Origin of the sequence: Arthrobacter crystallopoietes BAB-32, assembly GCF_000328305.2 — a bacterium.
GTDB lineage: Bacteria > Actinomycetota > Actinomycetes > Actinomycetales > Micrococcaceae > Crystallibacter > Crystallibacter crystallopoietes_A.
In genome coordinates, this window is the sequence record NZ_ANPE02000289.1 from 1 (window position 1) to 9,959 (window position 9,959).

At 69.9% G+C, this 9,959-nt stretch carries 11 protein-coding genes; 8 read left to right on the top strand and 3 right to left on the bottom strand.

The window, feature by feature from the left end; genetic code table 11:
• The 5 genes from D477_RS20020 to D477_RS20040 all read left to right on the top strand — a co-directional run.
• A partial coding sequence (locus D477_RS20020) for a hypothetical protein (RefSeq protein ID WP_043847788.1) occupies positions 1-311 on the top strand: 311 nt, incomplete at its 5' end.
• A complete protein-coding gene (locus tag D477_RS20025; protein WP_005274713.1) occupies positions 304-1,107 on the top strand; it encodes an Fpg/Nei family DNA glycosylase in 804 nt (267 codons plus the stop codon). The genes D477_RS20020 and D477_RS20025, both read left to right, overlap by 8 nt.
• A gap of 28 nt (positions 1,108-1,135) precedes the next feature.
• On the top strand, positions 1,136-3,088 hold the full coding sequence (locus tag D477_RS20030; protein ID WP_005274714.1) for a DUF6541 family protein: 1,953 nt from the start codon (positions 1,136-1,138) through the stop codon (positions 3,086-3,088).
• Between the two features lie 34 nt (positions 3,089-3,122).
• On the top strand, positions 3,123-4,055 hold the full coding sequence (locus D477_RS20035) for a pseudouridine synthase (protein ID WP_005274718.1): 933 nt from the start codon (positions 3,123-3,125) through the stop codon (positions 4,053-4,055).
• 20 nt (positions 4,056-4,075) lie between these two features.
• On the top strand, positions 4,076-4,888 hold the full coding sequence (locus tag D477_RS20040) for an FRG domain-containing protein (protein WP_237740845.1): 813 nt from the start codon (positions 4,076-4,078) through the stop codon (positions 4,886-4,888).
• A 25-nt stretch (positions 4,889-4,913) separates the two neighbouring features.
• On the opposite strand, the gene D477_RS20045 is transcribed toward D477_RS20040, so the two are convergent.
• The gene (locus tag D477_RS20045) at positions 4,914-5,432 is read right to left on the bottom strand and encodes an O-acetyl-ADP-ribose deacetylase (RefSeq protein ID WP_005274722.1); all 519 of its coding nucleotides are present in this window, start codon (positions 5,430-5,432) and stop codon (positions 4,914-4,916) included.
• A gap of 46 nt (positions 5,433-5,478) precedes the next feature.
• Between D477_RS20045 and D477_RS20050 the strand changes: the two genes are divergently transcribed.
• From D477_RS20050 to D477_RS20060, 3 genes are read left to right on the top strand one after another with little or no spacing between them, the layout of a single operon-like run.
• Complete coding sequence (locus tag D477_RS20050; RefSeq protein ID WP_005274724.1) at positions 5,479-6,144, top strand: DedA family protein; 666 nt, start codon at positions 5,479-5,481, stop codon at positions 6,142-6,144.
• Entirely contained in the window at positions 6,141-7,091 is a 951-nt protein-coding gene (locus D477_RS20055; RefSeq protein ID WP_052510867.1) for a tryptophan-rich sensory protein, read from the top strand. The genes D477_RS20050 and D477_RS20055 overlap by 4 nt, the downstream gene beginning before the upstream one ends.
• 38 nt (positions 7,092-7,129) lie before the next feature.
• Positions 7,130-7,885, top strand: a complete 756-nt coding sequence (locus D477_RS20060; protein ID WP_005274729.1) for a DUF427 domain-containing protein — start codon at positions 7,130-7,132, stop codon at positions 7,883-7,885.
• A gap of 94 nt (positions 7,886-7,979) precedes the next feature.
• Here D477_RS20060 and D477_RS20065 read toward each other — a convergent pair whose 3' ends face one another.
• A complete protein-coding gene (locus D477_RS20065; protein WP_005274731.1) occupies positions 7,980-8,288 on the bottom strand; it encodes a hypothetical protein in 309 nt (102 codons plus the stop codon).
• Positions 8,289-8,427: 139 nt separating this feature from the next.
• Positions 8,428-9,900: an aldehyde dehydrogenase gene (locus D477_RS20070; protein WP_043847792.1), complete on the bottom strand. Its 1,473-nt coding sequence runs from the start codon at positions 9,898-9,900 to the stop codon at positions 8,428-8,430.
• Positions 9,901-9,959 lie beyond the last annotated feature (59 nt).

Here is a 9,959-nt window from a genome sequence, read left to right on the forward strand (position 1 = left end):
CCCTGCCGTGGCCGGCGCAGGAAGGCGGACACCGGCCCGGCCGCAAAGCCGGCGCGCTGGTGGTGCTCGTGGACGGCGAACTGGCCCTCTACGTGGAGCGCGGCGGCAAGACGCTGCTGACCTTCACCGAGGACCCGCAGGCGCTGGACCTCTGCGCCGCCGCCGTGGTGGATGTGATCCGGCGCGGCGCCGCGGACAAGATGGCGGTGGAGAAGGTCAACGGCGTCCCGGTGCTGGACACGGACGTCGCCCGCGCACTGACCGGCGCCGGTTTCTACAGCACGCCGCGGGGGCTGCGGTTCCGTGCCTGAAGGAGACAACGTCTGGCGCACCGCCCGGGACCTCCACCGTGCCCTCGCCGGGCAGGTGCTGACCGAAACCGATTTCCGCGTGCCCAGGTACGCGACGGCGGACCTGGCGGGCAACACCGTGCAGGCCGCCGTGGCGCGCGGCAAGCACCTGCTGATCCGGACAGCCGGACCGGCCGGAGAGCTGAGCATCCACTCCCACCTGAAGATGGAGGGCAGCTGGCGCATCTACCGCCCGGGCGAGCGCTGGAACAAGCCGGCGTTCCAGGCCCGGATCGTGCTGCGGACCCCCCGGGCCACGGCCGTCGGCTTCCTGCTGGGAATCCTGGAACTGCTGCCGACGGCGGAGGAAGCCAAGGCCGTAGGGCACCTCGGTCCGGACCTGCTCGGGCCGGACTGGGACGTGGCCGAGGCCCTGCGCCGGCTCCGGGCACAGCCCGAACGGCCGATCGGGCTGGCGCTGCTGGACCAGCGCAACCTCGCCGGCATCGGCAACGTCTACCGCGCGGAGCTGTGCTTCCTCACCCGCGTCCACCCGCTGGCTCCCGTGGCCGCCGTGCCGGACCTGGAACGCATAGTGCAGCTGGCCAAGATTCTGCTGGAAGCCAACAAGGACCGCCGCCGCATCACCACCGGCGGCCCGGGCGGACGGAACGCCAGCCCGCATTGGGTCTACGGGCGGCCCGGCAAGCCCTGCCTGCGCTGCCGCACCCCTATCGTCCACACCAGGCTGGGCGAAGACGAGCTGACCGAGCGCGACTTGTACTTCTGCCCGCGCTGCCAGCCGGAGACCATATGATGAGCTGCAGAAACGTTCAAGGGGGACAATGACCTGGGTCGAGACCATCCCGGCCTTCCTGGTGGCCATCGTGCTGATCTTCGGCCCCGGGCTGCTCTGGGGCAGCATCCTCGGCCTGCGCCGCCTCACGCTGCTGGCGGTGGCCGGGCCTTTCAGCGTCACCGCGATGGTTGTTGCCGCCGAACTCGGCAGCCTGGCCGGCCTGCCCTGGGCCTGGCCGGTGCTGCTGGCGGTAACCGTCCTGGTGGCCGCCGCCCTCTGGCTGCTGCGGCGGCTGATGTGGAACCGGCTGCACCGCCAGCATGCCGCCGCTGCGGCCCCGGCCGGATGGCGGACGGTGCTGATCACCTGGGCCGTCTCCGCGCTGCCGCTGGCCGCCTACATCTTCTGGATCGTCGGCGCGCCGGAAAACATCGCCCAGTCGCACGACAACATCTTCCACCTCAACGCCATCCGCTACATCGCGGACACATCCAACGCTTCCTCGCTGGACCTCGGCTACCTCGGCGCCACTGACGGGGGCGTGTTCTACCCGGCCGGCTGGCACGCGGTCGTCTCGCTCGTGATGATCACCAGCGGCGTGCCCGTGCCGGTGGCCATCAACGTCACCAACCTGGTCGTGGTCACCGGCATCTGGAGCACCGGCTGCCTCTTCCTGGTCAGCCGGCTCACCGGCGAGCGCATGATGCCGCTGCTGGTGGCCGCGGTCCTCTCCACCGCCTACAGCAGCTTCCCGTACCTGCTGCTGGAGTTCGGCGTCGTCTACCCCTTCATGCTCTCCATCGCCATGCTGCCGGTGGCCCTGGGGCTGGTGGTCCAGCTGCTGCGCATCGGCCTGCCTGCGACCATCTCGGTCGAAGGCAATCTGGTCCTGCTCGCCGGCCTGCTGCCCGGGCTGGGGCTGGCGCATCCGGCCACGGTGATGGGCCTGCTGGCCCTGGCGGCGCCCATGGTCATCGCCGCCGCCTACGGCCTCTACCGCCACGGGGACCACCGGGACAGGCGCAGTGCCGCGCTCGGCACGGTCGCCTATCTCGTCGTCGGCGGTATCCTGTGGGCCCTGCTGCGCCCGGCCCGGAGCGCCTCGGACAACTGGGACAACCTGGGCAACGTGCTGCGCTCCCTGTACGAAGTCGCCGTCCACGCGCCGCTGTACCGCCCGATGGCAATCCTGGTGACCGTACTGACCATCGTGGGCATCGCCGTCGTCCTCAATGTCCGCAAGCACCGCTGGGCGATCGGGGTCTACCTGGTCGCGGCGGTGCTCTTCGTCGTCGGCAACTGGAAGGAAGCCCCGGAGCTGCGCTGGCTGGTCGCCGGCATCTGGTACAACGACTTCTTCCGGATCAGTGCCATGCTGCCGGTGGCCAATCTCCTCATCGCGGCGCTCGGCGGCGTCGCACTGGCCGGCACCGCCCGCTCGTTCTTCCGCGCCTGGCTCGCCCGGCGGGACAAGAAGCAGCCGCCCTGGCTCCGGCCCGTTGCCGCCGCCGTCCTCACCATCGCCGCGCTGGCCGTTGCGCCCCTTTTCGCCGCCCAGCGCAGCATCGAAGAGGCCGCCTTCAAATACCGCTTCACGGACAGCTCCTTCCTGCTGACCACGGACGAACTCGCCCTGATCAAGCGCATTCCGCAGCACGTACCGGAGGACGCGGTCATCGCCGGGAACCCCATGACCGGCGCCTCGCTCTCCTACTCCTACACCGACCGGCCCACACTGGTTCCGTCCGGTGAGGAGTCCCCAACCGCCGAGGGCAAGCTCATCATGGAGCACCTGGACGAACTGGAATCGGACCCGGCCGTCTGCCAGGCGGTGCTCGAGGAGGGCGTCCAGTACGTCCTGGACTTCGGCAACAAATCCGTGCATCCCGGCGAAACCTCCACCGCCCCGGGCCTGCAGGACCTGACCGAGGCCAATGGCTTCGAACTCGTCGACGCCGAGGGCGAGGCTGCGCTCTACCGGATCACCGGCTGCAGCTAGCCCCGGTCGGCCCACCCGTTACCCTTGAAGGGTGATGGAATCCCCGCTTCCCGTGCGCGACGGCGTCAACGCCACCCGGCTGCGCCTGCCTGCCTCGGGCCCGTGGGAGACCGCGTTGGACTACATGCTGCACCGCTGGGGGCACGTGGACCAGGACGGCATCAAGGAACGCTTCGACCGCGGCGAGATCGTCGGCGAAGGCGGCGTCCGGCTGGACCGCACCACGCCCCTGGACGCCCACACCTTCATCTGGTACTACCGCACGCTTCCGGCCGAGGAACGGCTGCCGGTCGAACTGGACATCCTCCACCAGGACGAGAACATCCTGGTCGTGGACAAGCCGCATTTCCTGCCGACCACGCCCGGCGGCACCTACATCCAGGAGTCGGCGCTGGTCCGCCTCCGCCGCCTGCTCGACCTGCCGGACCTGATTCCGATGCACCGGCTGGACCGCCTCACGGCCGGCGTGCTGCTCTTCTCCACCAACCCGGACACCCGCGGCAAGTACCAGGTGCTGTTCGAAAAGCGCCGCGTCGACAAGGAATACGAAGCCATCGCCCCGGTGGCCGACGGGCTGGAGTTCCCGCGGACGGTCCGCAACCGCATGACCAAATCCCGGACCTACCTGCTGGCCGAAGTGGTCGCCGGCGAACCGAACGCGGAGACCAGCCTCGAGCTCGCCGGGGAGTGCCGCGGGCTGGGCCGCTACCGGCTGCTGCCCGTCACCGGCAAGACGCACCAGCTGCGCGTGCACATGGCCTCGCTCGGCATCGGCATCCTGCACGACCCGTTCTACCCGGTGCTGCTGGACAAGGCGCCGGACGACTTCGCCAAGCCGCTGCAGCTGCTCGCCCGCGGCATCCGCTTCACCGACCCGCTGACCGGCCGGGAGACGGAGTTCCGCAGCCGGCTGGAACTGTCCGAGTGGATCAGGGCAACCGAGCCGGAACCGGCGCTGGCAGGCTGACGGAGAACCAGGGAGCTGCCGTGGAGAACATCGTCGAGGTGGACGAAGACGATCTGTTCGGCCTGCTGGACGTCCTGACCAGCGGCGGCTGGCACCCCTCGCAGGACCGAATCCGGCTCCCGTTTGCCTACCGCGGCCACTCCGCAGCGGCCCGCGACCTGCGCACCGGCCTGGTGCGGCTGCGCGGGGACTCAAGCACCGCCGTCGAACCCCACATCCTGCGCAACTTCCGCAAATACGCGCACCGCGACACCTCCCCGGGCGACTCGGACTGGAACTGGCTCAGCGTCGCGCAGCACCACGGCCTGCCCACCCGGCTGCTCGACTGGTCCCATTCGCCCTACGTCGCCCTGCACTTCGCCACCCGCCTGCCGGAGCGCAATGACGAGCCGGGCGCGGTGTGGTGCGTGGACTACGCGGCGGTGCATGAGCTGCTGCCCGAGGAGCTGCGCAGCGTGCTCGAGCCCCTCGGCGGCGGCCTGTTCACCACGGACACGCTCTCGCGCGCGGCGTATTCGCTGGCCGAGTTCGACCGGTTCCGGGGGCCCGACGGCGAGCGCGTACCGCTGTTCTTCGAGCCGCCGGCGCTTGACGAACGGATCGTCAACCAGGCGGCGATTTTCTCCACGATGTCCGGGGCCGAGGCCGGGCTCGACGAGTGGCTCGCCCGGCATCCGGAGCTGTACCGGAAGGTCATCATCCCCGCCAAGCTCAAGTGGCGGGTCCGGGACCATCTGGACCAGGTGAATGTGACCGAGCGGGTGCTCTTCCCCGGTCTCGACGGGCTGTCGCTGTGGCTGCGGCGCTACTACAGCCAGCGGGGCAAGGCCTGAGACAGGGAAACAACGACGGCGGTGCTTACCTCGTGAGCTCGGCGTGCACGGAGCGGAAGACCTCCGCCAGCCCGCCGGAAAACAGCACGAATTCGACGAGCTGCACCCCGCCGTCGTACGCCAAAACCTCCGCCAGCCCCACCCGGGCGACGGTCTCCGCCTCCCACCCGTAGACGCCGGCGCTGATCGCCGGGAACGCCACCGACTCCGCGCCGATCCGGTCCGCCACCTCCAGGCTGCGCCGGAAGCAGGAGGCGAGCAGGGCGGGATCCGTCTGGCCGGCATGCCGGTTGGGCCCCACCGTGTGGATCACCCAGCGCGCCGACAGGTCGAAGGCGCCGGTCTGGACTGCAGCGCCGACGGGCAGGCCGTCCTGGTACTCGTCCCGGCGCAGTTCCCGGCAAGCGGCGAGCAGTGCAGGGCCGGCAGCGCGGTGGATGGCGCCGTCCACTCCCCCGCCGCCCAGCAGGCTGGAGTTCGCAGCGTTGACGATGGCGTCCACGCGCCGGCGGGTGATGTCGTCCTCGAGGATCCGGATTTCCACCCTCCCCAGTCTGTCACCGCCCGGGACTGCACGATAGATTGTTGTAGTGGAGATCCCCGAGGGCCCGTGGCAGTGGCTCTACTATCCGATGACCCTGCTGATGGTCGTCCTCGATGCCGTCATGCCGGCGTCGCCCTCGGAAGTCATGGTCATTGGCGGCGGCACGCTGCTGGCCCACGGTGAGCTCATCCTGCCGCTGGTGGTGCTGACCGCCTTTGCCGGCAGCATGGCTGGCGACGCGCTGGTGTTCCTGCTCTTCCGCGGCGGGATCAATGCCTGGCTCAACCGCTTCCGCTGGGGCCGGGCCGTCGACCGGGCGGTGACCGTGGCGCTGGAGAAAGCCGGCAGGTCCTCGACTTACGCCGCCATTGTCGCCGCCCGCTTCATTCCCGGCGGCCGGACGGCCTCGGTTGCCGCCGCCGGGCTGGCCGAGGTCCAGCTGAAGCCGTTCCTGCTGTCCTCCGCGTCCGGCTCCGCGCTGTGGGCTATCTGGATGACGGGGCTGGGGCTGGCCAGCGGGCTCGCCACCGGGCTGCCGGTGTGGGCCAATGTGGTGCTGGGCACCGTGATTGGCATACTGGTGGGCATGATCCTCGCCGCCATCATCCGATTCCGACGGCGCCGGGCCGGCGAGCCTGTTGCAGGCCAATCGGTTCCGGACCAGACGCCCTCGGTTGCCGCACCTTGCACCGCCGGGACCGATATCGAGTGACTGTTCCCGCTGTGCTCCGGCCCGCTATCAACGCTGTCCGGCCCGCCATCGACGCTGTCCGCCCGGCGGTCGAAGCCGTCAGGCCCGCGCTCCGCACGGCCAGCCCCTACCTCCGCCGGACGCGCGAAGTCCTCGGGACGGACCTTGCCCGCCAGTGCGCGGTGACGCTGGGCCTGCTCTTCAGCCTGGTTGCCGCTGCCGGCGGTTCCGGACAGTTCGGCGGGACCGCTATCAAGGATGCGGCCGGCGGCGCCTATTCCACCGAGTTCACGTTGCTGGCGCCGGACGGCCCGGCCTTCAGCATCTGGTCGCCCATCTACCTGGGACTGGCCGCCTACACCGTCTTCCAGTGGCTGCCCGGCCAGCGCGAAGCCCTGCGCCAGCGGGCGGTCGGCTGGCTGGTGGCGGCGTCCCTCCTGCTGAACGGCATCTGGATCGTCAGCGCTCAGGCCGGGCTCGTGGGGCTGAGCCTGGTGGTCATGGCGGGGCTGCTCGGCGTTCTGCTGGTGGCCATGCGGGTCCTGAACCGCCATCCCGCCGGGACCAGGGCTGAGGTGTGCCTGGTGGATGTGCCGGTCGGGCTCTACACCGGCTGGATCCTGGTGGCTGCCGGGGCGAATGCGGCGAGCTGGTTCACCGTGCATGGAATCGATCTCTTCGGCTGGGGCGCCGACGTTTGGGCCGTCATCACGATTGCTGCAGTGTCCTTCACTGGCGCAGTCGTCGCGATGAGCGGGCGCGGCCGGATGTCCGCGGCGCTGGCCCTCTGCTGGGGTCTGGGCTGGCTCATCATCGCGCGGTGGTTCGGCGAGCCCGGCTCCGTGCCGGTCGCCGTCGCCGCCGGCTTCGGCCTGTTCTTCGTGCTGATGTGCGGCGGCTCGCGCACCTTCCGGGTGGGCCACGAGGAGCGGCGGGCCATCCGGCAGGGCTACGTTCCGGAGATTTGAGCTCCAGCCAAGCAAGGGCGGAGCGTAGACTGCCGCTCATGGAGTACCTGGAGCCTTTCGTCGAGCCCACGCCGCGGCGGATCCGCGTCCGCCTCGGCGGGACGCTGGTCGCCGACAGTACCCGTGCCCTGCTGCTCATCCAGTACGGCAAGTCCGGGCTGCCCACCTACTATCTGCCGCTGGAAGACGTCCGGCCCGGGGCGCTGACCGGCGAGGCCACCGTGAACGGCAAGACCCGCTGGACCGTCACTGCCGGGAACAAGCGCGCCGAGTCGGCGGCCTGGACGTACCCGGACCCGTCGGGGAAGACCGCAGGCTTGGCCGGCCATGTGACCTTCTCCTGGCGCCAGGTCGAATGGTACGAGGAGGACGAGCGGGTGCTGGTCCACGCCCGGGATCCGTACAAGCGCGTGGACACCTTGCGCAGCTCTCGGCACGTCCAGGTCTTCGCCGGAAACACGCTGATTGCCGACAGCATCCGCCCGCTGCTGCTGTTCGAAACGAGCCTGCCCACGCGCTACTACCTGCCGTTCGAGGACGTCTGCACGGAACTGCTCGAAGCCAGCGACACCGTCACGAGCTGTCCATACAAGGGCGAGGCCCGGTACTGGTCGGTGCGTGCCGGGGACACGTTCGTGCAGGACGCCGCCTGGAGCTATCCGTCGCCGATCCCGGAGAACCCGAAGATCAAGGACCTGCTGGCCTTCTTCAACGAACGCGTGGATCTGGTGGTTGACGGCGAACGCCTCGAGCGCCCGGAGACGCCTTGGTCGCTGACCAAGAAGGCGAATTGATTGGCCTTTAGTGGCTGGATTAGAGCCGGTTTTGGCCCTCAATCCAGCCACTAAAGGCCAACAGATTTCAGGGGCGGGGCGGAGGCGACGGGGCTCAGAGCAGCGGAACCCAGCGGCCTCGGACGCGGCGCAGCACGGCGAGCTTGGCGGTGTGGGCGACTTCTTCGACCGCATGCTGCATGTTGTCCGCAGCCCGCAGCGCCTGCCGGTTCTCGTCGTCGTAGGCGCCCGGCTCCACCAGGAAGCGCACGGTGATCCGCGGGATGCCGGCGACGACGTCGAGCTGGTGGGCCTCGACGAGGTGGGCGGAGCCAACCGCGTCAGTGGCCGCCTCCATCACGCTGGGCGGTGCGAAGCCCGGACGCAGCCCGGTGATGTCGAGGCGGGCGCGGAAGGACGGCATGGGCCTACTGTAGCGGGGCAGACGAGGATGATGGCACGGTCATCATCCTCGTCTGAGTCCCTCCCTCCCGGCATCCGGGGATCAGATAATGCCCCTCTTCGAGCGAAAAAGGGGCGTTATCTGATCCCTCGATCGGAGGTTATTGGCGGTGGATGGACTTGTAGCTCAGGTAGGCATTGAGCCCTTCGATCCCGTACTCGGTGCCGAGGCCCGAGTCGTGCCGGCCGCCGAAGGGCGCCGAGTGGTTGGAGGCGAAGAAGTTGATGCCCACGGAACCGGTGTCCATCCGGTCTGCCACCGCGAGCGCTGCATCGTGGTCCTGGCCGAAGACCAGCCCGCCGAGGCCGAACTCGGTGTTGTTGGCCAGCGCCACGGCCTCGTCCACGCCGGAGTACTTCAGCACCGAGATCACCGGGCCGAAGATCTCTTCGCGCGAGATCCTCATGTCCGGGGTGACGTCGGCGAAGACCGTCGGCTCCACGAAGTAGCCGTGCTCCAGCCCGCCGTCGAACCGGGCGGCGCGTCCGCCGGTGGTGGCGCGGGCGCCTTCGGCATGCGCGGATTCCACGTACTCCAGCACCGTCCGGTACTGCGAGGCGGTGGCCGCCGGTCCGAACACGGTGGCAGGATCGAGCGGGTCGCCCTGCCGGCCGGCCGCGATCGTGGCGGTGACCATGTCCACGACCTCGCCGTACCGTCCGGCGGGAGCCAGGATGCGCGTGGAGATGTAGCAGGTCTGGCCGGTGTTGCGCATGCAGGAGCGGACCAGCACCTGGGACATCGCGTCCAGGTCGGCATCGGGCAGCACCACAGCGCTGGACTTGCCGCCGAGTTCCAGCGTGACGGGGCGCAGCAGTTCGCCGCAGGCCGAGGCGATCTTCCGGCCCACCGGCGTCGAACCGGTGAAGGCCACCTTGTCCACGCCGGGATGCTTGACCAACGCATCGCCCAAGCGCCCGCCGCCGGTGACGAAGTTGACCACCCCGTCCGGCACGCCTGCGGCGGCGACGGCGTCGACAATCAGCCGGAAGGACAGCGGCGTCGGCGACGCAGGCTTCATCACCACGGAGCAGCCGGCCAGCAGCGCCGGCGCCAGCTTGATCGCCATCAGGTTGATGGGGAAGTTCCAGGGCGCAATGAGCGCGCATACGCCCACCGGATCCCGGCGGACCACGGACTCGCCGCCGCCGTGCGGGAAGGGCCTGACGTCCTCGTGCTCCAGATAGTCCGCCAGCGTCGCGAAATAGCGGAAAATGCCGGCGGCGTTCGCGGCGGCGCCCGAGGATTCGGCGAGCGGCGAGCCGTTCTCGCGGGTGTTGGTCAGCGACAGCTCGGTGGCCCGATTCTCCACCTCGTCGGCGATCCGCAGCAGGTAGGCGGCCCGCTCCGACGGCGCCAGCCGCGGCCACTCGCCGTCGAAGGCCCGGCGGGCGGCGGACACGGCGGCGTCGATGTCCTCTGCAGTGCCGTCCGGCACGGAGCCCCAGATCTGGCCGGTCGCCGGATCGGTGACCTCGTTGCGCCCGGGGCCGCGGGCGGGCACCCAGGCGCCGTCGATGAACATGTCGTCGACGTGCGTGTAGGGCAGGGCCAGTGCAGCGCGGGCGTCAATGGCTGGGCCGGAGAACGACGACGGCGACTCGCCGGGTGCGCCGGGTGCGCCGGATGCGC

Bases quoted from the DNA above. Each gene is read 5' to 3' on its own strand.
- D477_RS20030 (WP_005274714.1), top strand. From the start codon at position 1,136: ATGACCTGGGTCGAGACCATCCCGGCCTTCCTGGTGGCCATCGTGCTG.
- D477_RS20035 (WP_005274718.1), top strand. From the start codon at position 3,123: ATGGAATCCCCGCTTCCCGTGCGCGACGGCGTCAACGCCACCCGGCTG.
- D477_RS20060 (WP_005274729.1), top strand. From the start codon at position 7,130: ATGGAGTACCTGGAGCCTTTCGTCGAGCCCACGCCGCGGCGGATCCGC.
- D477_RS20065 (WP_005274731.1), bottom strand. From the start codon at position 8,288: ATGCCGTCCTTCCGCGCCCGCCTCGACATCACCGGGCTGCGTCCGGGC.